The sequence below is a fragment of the Flavobacterium sp. 38-13 genome (assembly GCF_001899155.1).
Taxonomy (GTDB): Bacteria; Bacteroidota; Bacteroidia; order Flavobacteriales; family Flavobacteriaceae; genus Flavobacterium; species Flavobacterium lindanitolerans.
Genome location: NZ_MKVG01000009.1, coordinates 39,737 through 58,192, shown reverse-complemented (window position 1 = coordinate 58,192; position 18,456 = coordinate 39,737). Strand labels below are relative to the sequence as shown.

Annotated in this window: 19 protein-coding genes; 15 read left to right on the top strand and 4 right to left on the bottom strand. The window is 37.2% G+C overall.

The window, feature by feature from the left end:
* The 9 genes from BGO88_RS06415 to BGO88_RS06380 all read left to right on the top strand — a co-directional run.
* Positions 1–3,279 (top strand): DUF6443 domain-containing protein (locus BGO88_RS06415; RefSeq protein ID WP_286706338.1); only part of this gene is annotated, 3,279 nt, incomplete at its 5' end.
* Between the two features lie 12 nt (positions 3,280–3,291).
* Positions 3,292–4,134, top strand: coding sequence for a hypothetical protein (locus BGO88_RS06410; protein ID WP_286706337.1), 843 nt, complete (start codon positions 3,292–3,294; stop codon positions 4,132–4,134).
* 196 nt (positions 4,135–4,330) lie between these two features.
* Entirely contained in the window at positions 4,331–4,438 is a 108-nt protein-coding gene (locus tag BGO88_RS17415; protein WP_502686502.1) for a transposase-like zinc-binding domain-containing protein, read from the top strand.
* A 155-nt stretch (positions 4,439–4,593) separates the two neighbouring features.
* The gene (locus tag BGO88_RS06405) at positions 4,594–5,940 is read left to right on the top strand and encodes an RHS repeat domain-containing protein (protein ID WP_286706336.1); all 1,347 of its coding nucleotides are present in this window, start codon (positions 4,594–4,596) and stop codon (positions 5,938–5,940) included.
* Between the two features lie 14 nt (positions 5,941–5,954).
* Entirely contained in the window at positions 5,955–6,485 is a 531-nt protein-coding gene (locus BGO88_RS06400) for a hypothetical protein (protein ID WP_286706335.1), read from the top strand.
* A gap of 193 nt (positions 6,486–6,678) precedes the next feature.
* A complete protein-coding gene (locus BGO88_RS06395; protein ID WP_286706334.1) occupies positions 6,679–8,013 on the top strand; it encodes an RHS repeat domain-containing protein in 1,335 nt (444 codons plus the stop codon).
* Positions 8,000–8,437 carry a hypothetical protein gene (locus BGO88_RS06390; RefSeq protein ID WP_286706333.1) on the top strand — a complete coding sequence of 146 codons (438 nt, stop codon included), beginning with the start codon at positions 8,000–8,002 and terminating at the stop codon, positions 8,435–8,437. The genes BGO88_RS06395 and BGO88_RS06390 overlap by 14 nt, the downstream gene beginning before the upstream one ends.
* 137 nt (positions 8,438–8,574) lie before the next feature.
* On the top strand, positions 8,575–9,150 hold the full coding sequence (locus BGO88_RS06385; protein WP_286706332.1) for a hypothetical protein: 576 nt from the start codon (positions 8,575–8,577) through the stop codon (positions 9,148–9,150).
* A gap of 209 nt (positions 9,151–9,359) precedes the next feature.
* A complete protein-coding gene (locus tag BGO88_RS06380; protein WP_286706331.1) occupies positions 9,360–9,920 on the top strand; it encodes a hypothetical protein in 561 nt (186 codons plus the stop codon).
* Positions 9,921–9,951: 31 nt separating this feature from the next.
* On the opposite strand, the gene BGO88_RS06375 is transcribed toward BGO88_RS06380, so the two are convergent.
* The 3 genes from BGO88_RS06375 to purN form a co-directional block, all read right to left on the bottom strand.
* Entirely contained in the window at positions 9,952–10,527 is a 576-nt protein-coding gene (locus tag BGO88_RS06375) for a DUF2199 domain-containing protein (RefSeq protein ID WP_286706330.1), read from the bottom strand.
* Between the two features lie 66 nt (positions 10,528–10,593).
* On the bottom strand, positions 10,594–11,070 hold the full coding sequence (gene rnhA / locus BGO88_RS06370) for a ribonuclease HI (protein WP_277017330.1): 477 nt from the start codon (positions 11,068–11,070) through the stop codon (positions 10,594–10,596).
* A gap of 415 nt (positions 11,071–11,485) precedes the next feature.
* Positions 11,486–12,049, bottom strand: a complete 564-nt coding sequence (gene purN, locus BGO88_RS06365; protein ID WP_286706329.1) for a phosphoribosylglycinamide formyltransferase — start codon at positions 12,047–12,049, stop codon at positions 11,486–11,488.
* Between the two features lie 175 nt (positions 12,050–12,224).
* On the opposite strand from purN, the gene BGO88_RS06360 reads away from it, so the two are divergent.
* From BGO88_RS06360 to rnc, 3 genes are all read left to right on the top strand, one after another.
* Positions 12,225–12,461 carry an acyl carrier protein gene (locus tag BGO88_RS06360; protein ID WP_007137004.1) on the top strand — a complete coding sequence of 79 codons (237 nt, stop codon included), beginning with the start codon at positions 12,225–12,227 and terminating at the stop codon, positions 12,459–12,461.
* 178 nt (positions 12,462–12,639) lie between these two features.
* The gene (gene fabF, locus BGO88_RS06355; protein WP_056067585.1) at positions 12,640–13,893 is read left to right on the top strand and encodes a beta-ketoacyl-ACP synthase II; all 1,254 of its coding nucleotides are present in this window, start codon (positions 12,640–12,642) and stop codon (positions 13,891–13,893) included.
* A gap of 7 nt (positions 13,894–13,900) precedes the next feature.
* Positions 13,901–14,641: a ribonuclease III gene (rnc, locus tag BGO88_RS06350; protein WP_056067583.1), complete on the top strand. Its 741-nt coding sequence runs from the start codon at positions 13,901–13,903 to the stop codon at positions 14,639–14,641.
* Positions 14,642–15,131: 490 nt separating this feature from the next.
* Here the strand turns inward: rnc and BGO88_RS06345 are convergent, their stop codons facing one another.
* Positions 15,132–15,728, bottom strand: coding sequence for a hypothetical protein (locus BGO88_RS06345; RefSeq protein WP_286706328.1), 597 nt, complete (start codon positions 15,726–15,728; stop codon positions 15,132–15,134).
* A gap of 174 nt (positions 15,729–15,902) precedes the next feature.
* Between BGO88_RS06345 and BGO88_RS06340 the strand changes: the two genes are divergently transcribed.
* The 3 genes from BGO88_RS06340 to pyk all read left to right on the top strand — a co-directional run bounded on the left by BGO88_RS06340 (position 15,903) and on the right by pyk (position 18,365).
* Positions 15,903–16,298, top strand: a complete 396-nt coding sequence (locus tag BGO88_RS06340; RefSeq protein ID WP_286706327.1) for a helix-turn-helix domain-containing protein — start codon at positions 15,903–15,905, stop codon at positions 16,296–16,298.
* 145 nt (positions 16,299–16,443) lie between these two features.
* Positions 16,444–16,932 (top strand): IPExxxVDY family protein, encoded by a 489-nt coding sequence (locus BGO88_RS06335; protein ID WP_286706326.1) that lies wholly within the window; start codon positions 16,444–16,446, stop codon positions 16,930–16,932.
* Positions 16,933–16,934: 2 nt separating this feature from the next.
* On the top strand, positions 16,935–18,365 hold the full coding sequence (gene pyk / locus BGO88_RS06330) for a pyruvate kinase (RefSeq protein WP_056067573.1): 1,431 nt from the start codon (positions 16,935–16,937) through the stop codon (positions 18,363–18,365).
* Positions 18,366–18,456: the final 91 nt, after the last annotated feature.

The following is an 18,456-nucleotide window of genomic DNA, read 5'->3' as shown; positions in this document are numbered from 1 at the left end:
TACGATGCCTTCGGAAGGCAGGCAAAGGAATACCTGCCCTATCCCGTTTCCTTTTCCCTCGACTACGATTCGGGTGCGGAAGCAGGAACGACGGCCTTCTACGGCACCCCGATAGCCGGGATGGAAACGACATCCAACCCCTATAGCGAGAAGCTTTTCGAGAACTCCCACCTCAACCGCGTGCTGAAGCAGGCCGCTCCCGGCAACCCGTGGGCAATGGGCTCCGGGCATGAGGTAAAAATGGGTTACGACACCAATACCGCAGCCGACGCGGTAAAGAACTATTCCGCAACGGCCACCTGGAACGGCACGGCCAAAATTTACGACGTCTCCCTCTCCTCTGCCAATTATGCCGAAGGGCAGCTCTACAAAAGCACCGTAAAAGACGAAAACTGGACTTCCGGCCCGAACAATACCACGGAAGAATTTAAGAACAAGGAAGGACAGCTGGTATTGAAAAGGACCTATGAGTCCGGGATAAAACACGACACCTACTACGTCTATGACCAGTTCGGAAACCTTTCCTATGTATTCCCTCCATTGGCAGACAACCCGGCCACTCAATTGGACGACCTGTGTTACCAGTACAAATACGACCACCGCAACAGGCTGGCCGAAAAGAAGCTTCCGGGCAGGGAGTGGCAGCTCATGGTCTACGACAAAATGGACCGCCTAGTGGCCACCGGGCCTACGCCTTCCCCTTTTACCGGCACATTAAAGGGCTGGGTGATTACCAAATACGACCCGCTGGGAAGGGTGGCCTATACCGGATGGTACCAGAATACCGATGCGCACACGCGACAGTACCTGCAAAACACGGTCGATTCCTGGCCCAACCAATGGGAAATAAGGACTGCCTCACAGGTAGTCGACAATATTTCCGTAGGCTATTCCAACAAAGCATTCCCTACAAGCGGGATGAAGGTGCTTTCCGTCAGCTGGTATGACGACTATGCCTTTCCAGGGGCGCCAACCGCTTTTCCGGACGTGGAAGGGCAGGCGGTGTTCTACAACAGCACCAAAGCACCGAAAGGGATGCCGACGGGTTCCTGGACTAGGGTGCTCCATGAGGATCCCTCACTCACGGCAGGGGAACTGGCCTATACCTTCTACGATGCCAAGGGAAGGCCCATCAGCACCAGACTGGCAAACTACCTGGGAGGGCATACCATAACCGACAGTAAACTGGATTTTGCCGGAAAGACGCAGTATACCGTCACAAGGCACCAGAGGACAAACCCGGATACGGAATTTACTGTACGGGAGGACTTTGCCTACGACCTGCAGGACAGGATCCTTTCCCATACCCATAAGATTAACAGCCTGCCTGCTGAACTGCTAGCCCTGAACAGCTACGACAAGCTCGGAAGGCTCTCCTCGAAAAAAACGGGCGGAAACGACCTGACGGGAAGCTCCTTCTACCAGAAGGTCGACTACGGCTACAATATCCGCGGGTGGCTCAAGGCAATCAATTCAATAGACAATTTCGCAACCGATGACGCCGGCACGGACCTCTTTGCCTTTGCCCTGCGCTATGACAATACCGAAGGCATCTATGATCCCTCACTTGTGCCGCTCTACAACGGGAACATTTCAGAAACGCACTGGATGTCCAGGAGCGACGGCAAGGAACGCAGCTATAGCTATACCTATGACGCACTCAACAGGCTCAGCAAGGCCGCCTACTTCAAGGACAGGAACTATACAAAGTCCTATGACGAGTCGATGGGCTATGACAAAAACGGGAATATCACGCACCTGGAAAGGTTCGGGGAGCTTGACTATGAGACCGTCTCCATACTGATCGACGATCTGGAATATACCTACCTGGCGGGAGGAAACCAGCTGCTGAAAATAAAGGACAATACGCTGCACCCGTCCGGATTCAGGGACGGGATAGACCGGGAGGCGGAATACAAATACGACACCTACGGCAACATGATTACCGACGACAACAAGGGCATCGTGGCAATCTACAACCACATGAACCTGCCCATCCAGATATCTTTTGTTACGGGAGAAAAAATTACCTATCTTTACGATGCGTCCGGAAAAAAACTCCAAAAGACCGTATGGAAGGGAAGCGACTACACCCCTACCGACTATCTTTCAGGGTTCCAGTACATACATGAAACGCTTGACCTTTTCCCTACCGCCGAGGGCTATGTGAAATACGTCCGCCCCTTGAGGGGAAGGCCGGAACAGTTCAACTATGTGTTTAACCATAAGGACCACCTGGGCAATATCAGGATGAGCTACGCGATGGATAAGGAAAAGGGGAAAATATACATCATGGAAGAGAACCATTACTATCCCTTCGGGCTGAAACATGAGAAGTACAATTCAGACAAGTACGAATATGTAGAAATCAGCAAGGAGGACGGCGGCTATTTGATCGGTATTGAGCCCTTGGGACCGCAGCAGAGAAGGTCGTATCAGTATAAGTATCAGGGTCAGGAACGTCAAGACGAACTCGGGCTTAATTGGGACAGCTTTAAGTGGAGAAATTATGATTATGCAATTGGAAGATTTATGAGTATTGACCCATTGAGTGAACAATATAACACGTGGTCGCCGTATGTTTTTAGCGGGAATCGTGTTATTGATTCAAGAGAATTGGAAGGTTTAGAGCCACATTCGGTTCATGATAATTTACAAGAAGCCGCAAGGAACTTTTCTGAGCAATACAATGGTTATTCAATAGAAAATAGTGTTGAAGTTGCTACTCAGTTTTATAAAACAGAAGATGGAAAATATTCATATGCTAGTCCTCTACAGTTTGGATCAGGATTGGCTAACCCAAGCCAATCTAATGATTTCCCTGTAGGTGCAATTCCTGTAGGTGATGGTCATACACATGGAAGCGAAACTGGAATGGTTGTGGTGCAAGAAAACGTTACAAGTGGTGGCCCACTAACAAGCGAAAAAAATCCGAAAGCAATGGCAAAGTTAACACTTAATGATTTTGGGAATGGACCTAATCAATATAAAGTTATAAATGGGGCTAATGGTCCGAGTGGCGATGATAGTCAAGTGGAGGCACATCCTACAGCGAAAAGTTCCAGTTTTGAGAGGTCGTATATATTTACTCCAAGTGGTTTAGTCTATTCTGGAGCCTTGAGTAAAGATGGAAAAAGTATAAATTATCAAGTGAATTACAATTTGTCAAAAACAAATCCAAGTCAAACGGATTCAAAACTTAATATCAATAATGTTCAATCAGATGAAAAACCTGCTTATATTCCATCGCAAGGAACATTAAATTTAGGTAAGCAATAAAATATATCAAATATGAAAAAAATATTGATTTTGTTATTGGTGTCAAACTTTGCTTTTGCCCATAAAGATAAAATGATTCAAAAGAATTATGGAAGTGTTGGCCTAACAACTTTCTCATCTGATTATGTTGAGGAAATGAATAAAACATTGATTATAGCACAATACACAGAATTATTAGCAAAGGAATTGAATTATACAGGAAAAATTTATTTGCTCTTTTCTGAGGAACAATTGAATCCTTCCTCCATCACATGCTGGATGGACAAAGAGGAAAGTTCACAAGCTGATGTAATTAACGTTATGTTTAGATTCAAAAGTTTCAGTATTTCAGGATGCCTGAATGTTATTGAAAACGCTTTAATTAATGCAAAGAAAATAGAAAGATTTAAGGGTCGAAATTTTGAAATCTATAACGGTAAAAGTTCATCAAAGATTACCAAAGTATTGGAAACCAAGCTATACCGACCAAATGAAGTAAAAGAACTTGAAAAACCATTATATAGTTATTTTGTTCAAAATAATAAATATCATCTAATCATAAAAGAGGATGGTAAAGAGAACAACATAGCAATTGTTGATAATATACTTGATTATCAAATTTTATCGCGAGATATAGTAATTGTTTTCACAAATTTTGATGAGTTTAAAATTTTTCAAACCAAAAATCCTGCAAGGACAGCTCTTATAGATACAATTCCTCGTTTCTATTGGCCTTACAATATTCATCTGTCTGGTAACAATAAAGTTTTAATAGAATTTTCCCAACATTCTGAACAAAAGAATAGGTTAATGATTTATTACTTGGATAAGAATTTGTTCATTCAGGACTTGGATAAGGAATTAGAGAAACATTAAAAAAACAATACTACCCTTTGATAATGTATCAAATTAGGGTATAGACTAAATTTTAAAATTAACCATTGAAGAACAGGATTTAGAGTAAAAACTAAATCCTGTTTTTTGTTACTTAGGTGTTAGTTTTTGAATGAAAATAACTGTTTGAAGCCTATCAAATAAGCTTTTGTTTTTACTACGTGTATTAAATTAGGGCATGGAAAAAGTATATTGTGCAAAATGCAATGGGGTTGCTGTTAAAAATGGCTTTCAATCAGCAATACAGCGATATAAATGTAAATTGTGCCAAAAGAAATTTCGGTAATATAGATGTATTGGCGAGTAATTTTTAAGCTACAAAGTCTTTAAAATCAAAACAACCTTCGGGTTGTTTTTTATTTTACAATGCATTCAATATAAAAAAACGGCTTCAAACCAGACTTGGCATTTCAGATGTGTTGATAAAATCAGCAACATAGATTGTGGACAAAAACAAAGACGCACTTCCATCACCTCAACCACATGAACCTGCCCATCCAGATATCTTTTGTTACGGGAGAAAAAATTACCTATCTTTACGATGCGTCAGGAAAAAAACTCCAAAAGACCGTATGGGACGGCAGCACGTCTACCCCTACCGACTATCTATCGGGATTCCAGTACATAAACGGCACGCTGGACTTTTTCCCAACTGCCGAAGGTTACGTCAAATGCTATCCGGCTGGAGGGGCCAGACCTGCACGCTACAATTATGCCTATAACCTTAAGGACCACCTGGGCAACATCAGGCTGACCTATGGGATGGACAGCGAAAAGGGCGGATTGGTCATCCTTGAAGAAAACCATTACTACCCTTTCGGGCTGAAACATGAGAAGTACAATTCAGACAAGTACGAATATGTCGAAATCAGCAAGGAGGATGGCGGCTATTTTATCGGCATCGAACCTTTAGGACCGCAGCAGAGAAGGTCGTATCAGTATAAATACAATGGCAAGGAGTTCCAAGACGAGTTGGGACTTAACCTGTACGACTACGGGGCCAGGAATTATGACCCTGCGATTGGTAGGTGGATGAATATGGATGCGCTAAGTGAAAAATATCCAAACATTTCTAACTATGTTTACGTCGCAAATATGCCAACGATAGCCTTTGACCCTGATGGTAATGAAATTATACTTTTTACATCTAGTGGAGCTAAATTGCAATACAGAAATGGCAATGCCTACCATTATGGAACTGATAAAATATACAAAGCAACTGGGAGTAGTACAATTGATAGGGTCATTAGAAGTTATCAAAAAATTGAAGCCTCAAATGACAAAGTTCTTGTAAGAACGTTACACCATCTTGAAAACAGTGATTTAAAGCATACAGTAATGGAAGGTCCTGAAGGATCGAATGGGGTTTATCCTGCACAAGGCTCAACATATATTGATGGCAGTGACGAAAGAACTGGCACTGATACTTATTTTGATTTATCACAAAAACGTAAAGATGTTTTAAAAGAAAATAATGGGGTGGAATTTACCGATTTAGACATTGTTGTTCATGAAATGGGGCATCAATATGATTATGATATTGGCAATATGGGGGATAGTGATATGAAATCATCGGCAAAATCACCAACAGAAATAAGAGCTGTTCATTTAGAGAATATAGCCAGGAAAATAGAAGGAAATAAGAAAAGAAAAACATATGGAGGAGAAAAAATTGACCCTACCAAATTAGACAATCCTCCTAGATTTTTTCCGCCAATATATTTTCCTGAAATTAAATTTTCCGAGAATATTTTCGATATTAATGGCAGACATCCTAGTGCTAATTAAAAAATATTAAAATAATGAAAAATGTATTATGTATTATAGCAATATTGGCTTTTTGTTTTTGTAGCAAAAAAAAAGACAAAAACTATTGTCAAGAGACAATAAAGACAACAGAAAAAATTACGGATAGTTTATTTAATGACTACGGAATTATGTTTGTAAAAATAGATGGGAATAAATTTGCATCAACTAATGACAATCATTTAAAACGATTTTATAACAGATATTTTTCTGACAAATACCCAAGTTTCAAAGCTTTTGCCACCGATGCTCTAGCAGAGAAAATTGTTTTTGAAGAAGACAAATTTAAAGGCCGAAACATAGTGATCTTTAATTTAGATAAAAGTATTGAAACTGAATATGGTCATTCTGGCATAACACATTTATTAAACAAGTATTGCGAAAAAGAGAGAGATGACTATGCTATTAAAAATCATAACTTGTCAGATGCAAAATTTTTCACAATATTATACTTTCTATTTATTAACGGTAGTAGAATTTCATTCGATGATGTTGGAGGATTTTATACAATAAAAGTTAAAAATTAGGGAGACAATGTATCCAGATGTGTTGGTAACAATTATCCCATCAGACAATTACAGATATTCAAGGATCTATGGTAATATCATAACTAAATTAAAACAACCTTCGGGTTGTTTTTTGTTTTATAATGCATTCAATCTAAAAAAAACGGCTTCAAACCAGACTTGGCATTTCAGATGTGTTAATAAAATCAGCAACATGGATTGTGGACAAAAACAAAGACGCACTTCCATCACCTACAACCACATTAACCTGCCCATCCAGATATCTTTTGTTACGGGAGAAAAAATTACTTATCTTTACGATGCCTCCGGAAAAAAACTCCAAAAGACCGTATGGGAGGGAAGCGACTACACCCCTACCGACTATCTTTCAGGGTTCCAGTACATACATGAAACGCTTGACCTTTTCCCTACAGCCGAGGGCTATGTGAAATACATCCGCCCCTTGAGGGGAAGGCCGGAACAGTTCAACTATGTGTTTAACCATAAGGACCATCTGGGCAATATCAGGATGAGCTACGCGATGGATAAGGAAAAGGGGAAAATATACATCATGGAAGAGAACCATTACTATCCCTTCGGGCTGAAACATGAGAAGTACAATTCAGACAAGTACGAATATGTCGAAATCAGCAAGGAGGACGGCGGTTATCTTATCGGAATCGAGCCGTTGGGGCCGCAGCAGAGAAGGTCGTATCAGTATAAGTACAACGGGAAGGAGTTCCAGGACGAGCTGGGGCTTAACTTCTACGACTACGGGGCGAGGAATTATGACCCTGCTATTGGAAGGTGGATGAATATTGACCCGCTAGCGGAACAAATGAGACGTTGGTCTCCATATAATTACGCCTACAATAATCCTATCTTCTTTGTTGACCCTGATGGAATGCAAGCCAAATGGAAGCCTGACAGAAATGGAAATTTGATAGCCGAAAAAGGAGACAATGTTGCTACTTTAGCAAAATATTTAGGAACAACTACAAAAAACATATCTAATAGTTTTAAGTTAAATTCAACTGGTAAAAATGTTCCTGAAAATTATCAGTTTACTGAAGGTAAAACAGTAGAATTGAACAATAACGTAACAAGAGCTATTAAAAGGTCGACTGGAGGTAGTGTTGAAGAAATTAATGCAGGAAAGGCATCACAAGACGTTAAAAATGATAACTATATATGCGATGAATGTGCACAAATGGCTACAAATGGGGAAGAAATAAATCCTGCCAATGCTGAAAAATACAAACAATTTCCAAATCCGATGGCCGTAGATAGTACTCCTGGTTTTTCACAAGTTGATAATTTTGACAATGTAGGTTTCAATCAAGGTATTGCTTCCATTGGCGGGCAGCATACCGTTTCTTTTTATGGAAAAAGTAAAGATGGTACAGTATACGTATTAACAAAAGACGGACGTCAGGCTAAACCTCAGATTCTTCCATTAAAGGAAGTTATCAGTGGCTTCAATAGTGACCAAGGAACAAATTTTACGATGAAAGATGTTAAATATTATAAAAAAAATGAAGACAAATAGAACATACCTTTTTCTCATATTTTTACTTATTGCCTGTAAAAAAGAAGGTAATATAAACGCAGAAGTTTACGAAAACAATGAAGTAGCTCAATATAAGGGACTGCTTTATACAACAAAGTATGGAGGTTTAAATTATTATATACCTGAACAAAAAGAAAGAGATAAAATATTTGAATCCAAAAATATTGACAGTATAATCTTTACTATTAATGATAAAAAATTTATAGCTAAATCTTTAAAACGTAAAAAGTATTCAAGGGAAAGAAATAACTCAGATTTCAGCTTTTTTGTCGATAAAGAAACTAATAAGATTGTTGCTGACACGGTAAGTGGTTTAAAAACTATTCTTCTCTTTTCTGAAAGAACTGATATGGAAGTATTAAAAGAAAATGGCTCTATTAAATTTGAATTCATAGAGAAATAATTTGGCAAAGTTAGATATCGGGACAAGTCTCAATAGCAGAATTGAGTCCTATTTTTCAAAAAATAGTGACCGAGAACTTGCTATTGAATTAAAAGAGATTTTATATCCTGACAACCCAAAACCAAAACTGTTGAATTATGCACCAAAAAAATAGCCTTTCAAGCATCATTTTATTTTTGATTATTATTGCCGTATCTTCCTGCCAGAAGAAAGACAATTCTCAAATTGAAATTTATACCATTACTTCGGCAAAAGAAACGAAAGAACCTGCTTATGATTCTTTAAGAAAAGAATTTTTATATGCTCCACAGTTTGAAGCAACGGAGGAAATGCTAGATAGTGTTCCGTTGATTATTAATGATGACATTATATGTCTTGACACTATTTCGGGACAGATAAAATTCTCAGCCAATGCAATTAATAAAATTGTCTCATTAAAACCCTCAATGAAAGAAGGAATAAAGTTTGCGATTTGCAAGAACAAAAAGCCATTATTTACAGGGTATTTTTGGAGCAGTTTGTCTTCTTATGGGAATATGTGGAATTCCATAGAATACAATCATACAGAGAAAGTAAGCCAGCCAACTAAATGGAGTATTTACAAAGGCAATGGCATTGATGCATCAAAACGTGAAAAAATTAGTTTTGCTAATTATAAGGAACTAGTTCAAATCCTAACAGAATCTGATAGGATAGGATGCAAAAGCAATTAATTTTAAAAATAATTTTAGTGAAAACCACCTTACTCAAGGTGGTTTTTTATTCGTCAGGATTGAGCCAGACCGTATTGAATTTCAAAACAAATTCCTTAATGATATTTTCTGCTTCCGTTTTAGATTTTTCTGGATTTTCATCTAGGTAAGTATTAGCGGTCGAAATCAATTCATCTATGAACTCTTCATTAATTTAAGCCTAAAAAACAATGAAAAGAATAATGTTAATATTCACAATAATTTTTGTAGTTTCTTGCCTCAGCCAGAAAACAGTAAAAAAGGATAATAAATGTAAAGTTCTAGAAACCGAAAATGAAATAGCATTTGACAGTTTATTTAAAAACATAGACACGACGGATTTATTTAAAAATAAAATCAAAGACTTTGAAATCCATAGAACAGGAGTCCTTTTGTGTCAATTTCTTCCTAATATGAAATACGGGAAATATACTTTAGTAAAAAAAGTTGATGATAAATTTTTCTGCTATAATAGTAACTCATCACATAACAATGAGGTCGACTTAAAAAACCCTGATATCCAATTGATTTCAAACAATATAAATTCAATAAGGAAAAAGTATTATTACGAAGAATGTGATGAATATATTTCAAATGATGCTTTTTACTTAATGTTTGTAAAAAAAGATGGAGAAATAATTGCTAAATACTTTTCTCATGGAAATATAAGTTTAAAAAAAACTGATGAGAATGTTAATCTAAATATGCTTAAAAGTGTTTTAGAAGTAATGTATAGAAATTCATTTAGGTAGCAACAGTTTAAGTAAGTACTAATCTTCTTTATCACCAAAATTTCCACCAAGCCTTTTTAGAAGTTAAGGCTAATTTGTTGTCTTTAGTTTTTTGAAGCATCACTTTAATCCTGCTCTCAGCTTCTTTTTTACTTATTCCATTATAGTAATCTTTTACAAACGGATGGTCAAAACTCTCATGAGGAAAAATTTCAGGCCTTTGATTCCCCTTTTTTGTTATAACTGTTGTCGGAATACTTTCAGGAAACTTATATTCAGGTATATCATTACAAAGCCAACCAAAATATTGCGTCTCATGATTATCATTATCAAAATTCTCCATATAATCTTGAAAACTTTTCTCGCTTAAAGAAACCCAAAGACCATATTCTAAACCCTCACAATGATCATTAACAAGCTGCGTCAATGTACAACGAATAAACCTATCTGTTTGATTTGGGTGATTGATTATACATGTATCACTTTTTAATTCTGCGATATTTTTCTTATCGTCAGCGGAAAGAAAATCATAATTATCAGGTGAAATAAATGTCAGCGCTGGCCAATTTTCATGTATGTCTCCACAACATTCACAAGTATACTTAATTGGGCCATTCATTTTATCCATCTATAATATATATTTGAAATCAACTATTCTAAACAATTGTGAGAAATCGGACAAATAGCCATAAACTCACAACAATCCCTTCTCTTCCCTCTCATAAAAAGTATCCACAGACAAATTCGGTAATCCTGATGCCATAACCGCCAACTGATCACAACGTTCGTTTTGCGGATGATTGTTATGCCCTTTTATCCATTTAAAATCAACCTGATGTTTTCTGTAAATAATCAGGAAGCGTCTCCATAAATCCGGGTTTTTTTTGTCTTTATAACCTTTCTTTTCCCAGCCAAAAACCCAGCCTTTGGTAACAGAATCCACTACATATTTAGAATCGGAAATAACCAATACTTTGGTATTTGGCAATTTGAGTTTTTCCAAACCTACAATAACCGCCAGAAGTTCCATCCTGTTGTTAGTGGTCAGGCGAAAACCTTCATAAAATTCTTTTCTGTAGGGCCTGCCCACCCATTCCATCACCACGCCATAGCCTCCGGGACCGGGATTTCCTTTGGCAGCGCCATCGGTATAAATATGTACTTGGTGCATAGTAAACTTTTTTAATCGGTGGTATCAGTTATTGCAACCAAAAACCAGGAATCCTTTTTACAGACAAAGGTATACTTAATATTTATTGGGTTATTAATTCCCTTTTTGTAACAAAAAATGCTATCTGTTTTCTTGTCTATACTAATTTCATACGGCTTACCGCTGCTTTTAGCGTTTTTATCAAAATGGATAATTTCAAAACTATCTTCATCCTTTCCATCATATCCAGCGGAAAGTCCTCATCGGAGTAATATTCCATAATTGGAAAATCCACATGTTTTTTTTTGGAACACACTATCATTAGTGAATTTTTCAAAAAAGGAATCGAAATCGGCATTACACGAAACCTGAGCCTTATTTCGGTTTCCGCAACCTGTAAGGCAAACCAAAACTAAAAGCAACAGGCATTTTCATTTTATGGACATAAAAGTTCATTAATTATTTGAGGAAAATGCAAATGTTCCAATTCCTGCACTTTTACCGCTATTTCTTCCGGGGTCGTACAACTGTCAACTGCGACCTCTGCCTGAAAAATCATAGCACCCTCATCATAATTTTCATTGACATAATGAATACTGATTCCGGAATGCGATTCCTTATTTTCTAAAATGGCCCTGTGGACATTCATTCCATACATGCCTTTTCCGCCATATTTTGGCAACAGTGCCGGATGGATATTGATAATTTTATTCGGATATTGAACTACAATGTCGGTTGGAAATTTCCATAAAAACCCGGCCAGCACAATCAAATCCGGATTAAGCGCCATCACCTGCTCCAACACTTTGCCCGTATTGAGTTCTTCTTTGGTAAAAACATAACAAGGCACTCCTAGTTTTTCTGCTTTTTCTAAAACTTTAGCATTCGGATTATTTGAAAAAACCGCTACCGTTTCGGCTGTTTTCTTATCCTGAAAATAGCGGATAATGTTTTCGGCATTGGAACCCGAACCCGAAGCAAACAGGATGATTTTTTTCATGGAAACGTCATTAATTATAGCACAAAAAAAAGAATAATAAATGATATTAAATAGATTTTGAAAGCCTTTGTGAAATATTTTTTTTAAATTAGTACTCACATTTATCAACTAAAACGTTGTTTTAAAATAAAGTTTTTTATTTTTGCCAACAATTAAATTCAAAAATTAAAAGATTATGTCAGACATTGCATCAAGAGTTAAGGCGATTATCGTAGACAAATTAGGCGTTGACGAAAACGAAGTTGTAACAGAAGCTAGCTTCACAAATGATTTAGGAGCTGATTCATTAGACACTGTTGAGCTTATTATGGAATTCGAAAAAGAATTTGACATTCAGATTCCAGACGACCAGGCTGAAAACATTGCTACTGTAGGTCAAGCAATTTCTTACATAGAAGAAGCAAAAAAATAATAACAATTGACATCCCGTGTTTTCTTTGAGAATTCACGGGAGTTATTATTTTTACAAAAGATTCAATTTGATTGCTTTCAATCATTAAGATATTATGCAATACCCCTGTCTCTTTTTTACGACTAAGAAGAAAGCATGGGTATTTTTTATATAAATTTATAACTATAAAATTTTAAGTATGAAATTAAGAAGAGTTGTAGTAACCGGTTTAGGTGCCTTGACGCCCATTGGAAATAACGTCCAGGAATATTGGAATGGACTTATCAATGGTGTTAGCGGCGCTGCTCCTATAACTTATTTTGATACCACTCATTTCAAAACTAAATTTGCATGCGAGCTGAAAAACTTTAATGCAGAAGATTTTATAGACCGCAAGGAAGCCCGCAAAATGGACCGTTATGCGCAGTATGCCATAGTATCGTCTGACGAGGCTGTAAAAGATGCCAATTTCGACTTTGACAAATTAGACAAAGACAGAGTTGGTGTAATTTGGGGTTCCGGAATCGGAGGTCTTGAAACATTCCAACAGGAAGTAATGGACTTTACGAAAGGGAATGGTACTCCAAAATTCAATCCTTTCTTTATACCAAAAATGATTGCCGATATAGCCGGTGGACATATTTCTATTAAATATGGCTTCAGAGGACCTAACTTCACGACAGTTTCTGCTTGTGCTTCCTCTACCAATGCGCTTATTGATGCTTTCAACTACATCCGCCTGAATCATGCTGATGTAATGGTTACCGGAGGTTCTGAAGCTGCTGTAACTATTGCCGGAATGGGTGGATTTAACGCTATGCACGCGCTTTCAACCCGCAACGACGATCCAAAAACAGCGTCAAGGCCAATGGACAAGGACCGTGAAGGATTTGTTTTGGGAGAAGGAGCCGGAGCTTTAGTTCTTGAAGAATACGAGCACGCTATTGCCCGTGGCGCTACTATCTATTGCGAAATAGGCGGTGGCGGAATGTCGGCTGATGCGCACCATATTACAGCTCCGCATCCGGAAGGATTAGGCGCTAAAAACGTAATGTTGAACTGTCTTAGAGATGCCGGTCTAAAGCCGGAAGATGTAGACGGAGTTAACATGCACGGAACTTCAACTCCGCTTGGAGACATTGCAGAATCGAAAGCGATCCAGCACGTATTTGGCGAGCATGCCTATACATTAAATCTGAATGCTACCAAATCGATGACAGGACACTTATTGGGAGCTGCCGGTGCTATTGAAGCAATTGCAGCCATTTTGTCTATCAAACACGGTATCGTACCTCCAACCATCAACCACTTTACGGATGATGAAAATATTGACCCAAAATTGAATTTCACATTCAATAAGGCTCAAAAAAGAGACATGAAAGTAGTAATGAGTAATACTTTCGGTTTTGGAGGACACAATGCCTGCGTTTTGGTTAAAAAACTAGAACTATAATATTCGGATGAACATCATCAGAAAAATATTTCCAAATTCCCGTTCTCATGAAGACGGGATTTTTTTTAGCGACATCTATAAAATACTAGGTTTCAAACCCATCAACCTTGAATGTTACCGCAGGGCTTTCACGCATCGCTCTTCCAACAAACTGGATGCTGACGGAAATCAGATTAACTACGAACGCCTGGAATTTCTTGGGGATGCCATGTTGAGCTCTGTAATTGCCGCTCACCTATTCAATCAGGTTCCTTCAGGAGATGAAGGCTATCTTACTAAAATGCGTTCTAAAATAGTAAGCCGCGAACATCTGAATGAGCTGGGGCGCGACCTGAACCTCATCCGTTTCATCGAAAGCAAAGTTCCGGCCCAACATTTTGGAGAAAACATTCACGGAAATATCTTCGAGGCGCTTATCGGTGCCATATACCTCGACAAAGGTTATACCTACTGCGAAAAATTCATCAAAAAAAGGGTTATCACTCCTTATGTGGATATTGCCAAACTGGAAGGTAAAGTTATCAGTTATAAGAGTCTTCTGATTGAATGGTGCCAGAAAGAAAAAAGAGCTTTCCATTATGACGTCTATGAAGATAATGGCATTGACGGACAGCGTTTCTTTGGAGTCAAGTTAAGTATAGACCATAAAGTAGTTGCAAAAGCCAGGGCTACTTCAAAAAAGAAGGCTGAAGAAAAAGCTTCCCAAAGAGCTTACTTTGCGTTTCAAGGAAAAATTAATGGTAAATAAAACAGGATTATTTATCCGACTTTCTTACCATGACAAAAAATAATATAGGAAAGAGAACCAATAAAAGGCAAAAACAAGACTATTAAAACAGAAAACAAAAACCTAAGCTTCACTTCTCTCCTAAATATTAGAATTAAGGAATATACCAAAAGCGATATATACAACAATAACAAAAAAAGAATTGTGTAAGAACTTACTTTTCCCATATCATTTTATTTAGTTATTAATTATCCCTTTTATATCTTGCTCTCACATTTTCTGCACTATCGAATTTTTATATATTCCACCACACAAAAAGATACATTCATTTTAAATGCCTCCAATACAACAAATAAAACCTTAGTAAACCACAGAAATACAATATACTTATACTAATTTTAACCCCAATATGAATGCCTTTTTCAAAAATGAAATGTGCAAATATAAATGTAGACAAAAGCAGTAATATCATGTAGGTTTTCATACTTTTCGAATTTATATAATACTAAAATTATTTATTACAACCACCCGCACATCCTAACAATATTACACTTGTATAAGTAGCCGCAACTGCTCCGCAAGCCACACACCCAAAACCAGCAGCTACACCCATCCCTATTATCACTCTACCTATCGTAGTATGAGCGCTCAATCCTTTTTCCACACAACTCCCAAAACAGTCACCCCACTTACTTTTTCCTTTTGCAGTCTTATAAACAGAAACTGTATTATTTTTAAAATCAAAACTACCGTTTATTAAAATATAATTCTCCAAAGCTTTAGCATCTTCAATTACCATTAAATATTTAGAATAATCATCTTTTGAGTATTGGACAGCGTAAACATTTATAAGATTTAAATCAAATTTGGAATATACTTCAACATGTGTAACATTATTAATAATGTCTTTTTCTAAACCCATTTGCTCCAAATATGTGGGCAAGTTTATTGGTCTCTTACTATCTGCTTTTAGAAGCTCACCATCCGATTTTATTTTGAAATCTTCTTTAAATACATTTAACTGCCTATTATAATCTTCAAGAGTTTGAGCTACACAAAATGCTGAAACAGACACATATACCAAAATACTAAATAATACTCTTTTCATTTCCAATTGTTTTAAATTTATAAAAATTTTAAAAAACACTATTTTTTTATAAAAACTATTTTTTATAAAATTAAAGAACGTAAACTTTCCATTTTGGAAAAAACAATGTGCAAATCGGAATAAACAATACAAACATGTATTTTTATCACATGTATATTAAAACAATTAAACGCCATGAAAATAGGAGAAAAGCTACGATTATTACGCAAACTGAAAGGGTATACACAAGAAACAATGGCAGGAAAGCTGCACATGGAGCGGCGTTCCTATGCTAATCTTGAAAATAATGTCACTAAAATTGACATGGAGAGAATGACTCAAATTGCAGAAGTCTACGGTATTGGGTTAGATGAATTATTAGCCTTTGACGAAAACAAGATTTTTGAAAAATGCTTTAATAAAAATATTGAAAGCTTTTTTTCGGTTGAAGAATTTAAATCCACCTCGATCGAAGAACGTGAATTTTTTATTCAGCAGATTCAACAATTATTAGAGACCATTGATAAAGTATTTATTGAAACAATTGAAAATCTTAAAGCTGCTATTAAAAAACAAAATAACACTGACTAAAGTTTGTTTTACTTTCCTCAATGCTAAATAATCATAAATCCCTTAAAACTATATCGTTTTCGTTGATAAATTAACGTTAACCTAATTGTATTTTGTATAATTCCTCAGTAAATATAGCTATATTTACGACTTATTTAATTTCAATATGGGCATCCATAAGTTACATCTTGACGAATTTGATGAAGTTGATTATGAGCTTATTGCTATCCACACTTCATTAGAAGATTTCAGATTGGCTTACTTCATCAATCAGCAATTACCTATTCTCTTAAGCCGAAGCAATGACGAGATTGGCATTACGACCAAAGATGGAGAAGCTGCGTTTACAAAATTCAGCTATGATGATGTGGCAAAAGACATACTTTGGAGTCTCGTCCAAAACAAAAACGAAATTATTACCTATAAAAAAAATAACACACAGGATCTTTTCCTGGATGAGAATGTAGAGATTGCCACAAAAGTATATCTGCTTCCTGAACTTAAAAAAGTGGATTACTTTTTGAAAATAGAAAACAACTGCAACACATTTGAAATCGAAGAGATACTGCAAAAACTGAATAAAATAGAATGGATCACAACAGTTTACGAAGTGGTTCCAGACAATATAAAATCTAAAAACAACTTAATTTTCTAATAATGTCGACAAGAAAAAAAACAAAGATCGTAGCTACATTAGGCCCCGCCTGCAGCACCAAAGATGTCCTTAAAGACATGATCGATGCTGGAGTAAATGTGTTTAGGATTAACTTTTCCCATGCAGATTATACCGACGTGAAAGCCCGAATAGATATGATCCGCGAACTGAATGAAGAATTTGGATACAACACCGCTATTTTAGCTGACCTTCAGGGCCCTAAACTTCGTGTTGGTGTAATGAAAGAAGACGTCATTGTAAGCAAAGGAGATATCATTACGTTCCAGACCGCCGAGGATGTTCCGGGGACAGCCGAAAGAGTCTATATGAATTATAAGCAATTCCCGGCTGACGTAAAACCGGGAGAAAGAATCCTTCTTGATGACGGAAAATTAATATTTGAAGCACTTGAATCCAATGGTGTTTCTGAAGTAATCTGCCGTGTCGTTCAGGGTGGCCCTCTAAAATCTAAAAAGGGAGTAAACCTTCCAAATACTAAGGTTTCATTGCCAGCCTTGACACAGAAAGATATTAAGGATGCCCTTTTTGCTATAGAAAACCAGGTAGACTGGATTGCTCTTTCTTTTGTTAGGACATCTGAAGACCTTCAGGAACTACAGGACCTGATTTCTAAAAATTCTGCACATAAAATTCCAATTATTGCCAAAATTGAAAAGCCGGAAGGCGTTGAAAATATAGATAAGATTGTTGCATTTTGTGACGGATTGATGGTAGCCAGAGGTGACCTTGGTGTTGAGATTCCTGCACAGGAAGTACCGCTGATTCAGAAAAAATTAGTCCACAGGGCAAAAACTGCCCGTATACCTGTAATTATTGCTACCCAAATGATGGAAACAATGATTACAAGCCTTACACCTACCCGTGCTGAAGTAAACGACGTGGCCAACTCTGTAATGGATGGTGCTGATGCCGTTATGCTTTCGGGAGAAACTTCCGTAGGAAATTATCCGGTACAGGTAATCGAAAAAATGACACAGATTATTGAAGCTGTGGAGGATTCTCCACTGATTCAGGTACCTCAAAACACGCCACAAATCAGGACTAAACGTTTTATTACAAAATCCATCTGCCATCACGCCGCTCTGATGGCCAACGTAATCAAGGCGAAAGCAATCTGTACGCTAACCAACAGTGGCTATACTGCTTTCCAGATTTCAGCCTGGAGACCACAATCGCATATTTTGGTTTTTACATCCAACAAAAAAATCCTGACACAATTAAACCTTTTATGGGGTGTAAATTCTTTCTATTATGACAAGTTTGTCAGCACAGACGACACTGTAACTGACGTCAATGAAATAGCAAGAGAAAAAGGATATGTTGACAAAGGTGATTTCCTTATCAATCTTGCAGCAATGCCGGTAGTTGATAAAGGAATGGTCAATACTCTGAGAGTTTCCGAAATGGAATAACACCAACTGACAAATAATCAAATCCGTTAGCTCCTCTAACGGATTTTTTATTGCTGCCGCAAGGAAAATAGAAAAGAAAAAATTATATTTG

Coding starts and splice junctions, on each gene's coding strand:
- BGO88_RS06410 (WP_286706337.1), top strand. CDS start 3,292: ATGAAAAAAATATTGATTTTGTTATTGGTGTCAAACTTTGCTTTTGCC.
- BGO88_RS17415 (WP_502686502.1), top strand. CDS start 4,331: ATGGAAAAAGTATATTGTGCAAAATGCAATGGGGTTGCTGTTAAAAAT.
- BGO88_RS06400 (WP_286706335.1), top strand. CDS start 5,955: ATGAAAAATGTATTATGTATTATAGCAATATTGGCTTTTTGTTTTTGT.
- BGO88_RS06395 (WP_286706334.1), top strand. CDS start 6,679: ATGGATTGTGGACAAAAACAAAGACGCACTTCCATCACCTACAACCAC.
- BGO88_RS06390 (WP_286706333.1), top strand. CDS start 8,000: ATGAAGACAAATAGAACATACCTTTTTCTCATATTTTTACTTATTGCC.
- BGO88_RS06385 (WP_286706332.1), top strand. CDS start 8,575: ATGCACCAAAAAAATAGCCTTTCAAGCATCATTTTATTTTTGATTATT.
- BGO88_RS06380 (WP_286706331.1), top strand. CDS start 9,360: ATGAAAAGAATAATGTTAATATTCACAATAATTTTTGTAGTTTCTTGC.
- BGO88_RS06375 (WP_286706330.1), bottom strand. CDS start 10,527: ATGGATAAAATGAATGGCCCAATTAAGTATACTTGTGAATGTTGTGGA.
- rnhA (WP_277017330.1), bottom strand. CDS start 11,070: ATGCACCAAGTACATATTTATACCGATGGCGCTGCCAAAGGAAATCCC.
- purN (WP_286706329.1), bottom strand. CDS start 12,049: ATGAAAAAAATCATCCTGTTTGCTTCGGGTTCGGGTTCCAATGCCGAA.
- BGO88_RS06360 (WP_007137004.1), top strand. CDS start 12,225: ATGTCAGACATTGCATCAAGAGTTAAGGCGATTATCGTAGACAAATTA.
- fabF (WP_056067585.1), top strand. CDS start 12,640: ATGAAATTAAGAAGAGTTGTAGTAACCGGTTTAGGTGCCTTGACGCCC.
- rnc (WP_056067583.1), top strand. CDS start 13,901: ATGAACATCATCAGAAAAATATTTCCAAATTCCCGTTCTCATGAAGAC.
- BGO88_RS06345 (WP_286706328.1), bottom strand. CDS start 15,728: ATGAAAAGAGTATTATTTAGTATTTTGGTATATGTGTCTGTTTCAGCA.
- BGO88_RS06340 (WP_286706327.1), top strand. CDS start 15,903: ATGAAAATAGGAGAAAAGCTACGATTATTACGCAAACTGAAAGGGTAT.
- BGO88_RS06335 (WP_286706326.1), top strand. CDS start 16,444: ATGGGCATCCATAAGTTACATCTTGACGAATTTGATGAAGTTGATTAT.
- pyk (WP_056067573.1), top strand. CDS start 16,935: ATGTCGACAAGAAAAAAAACAAAGATCGTAGCTACATTAGGCCCCGCC.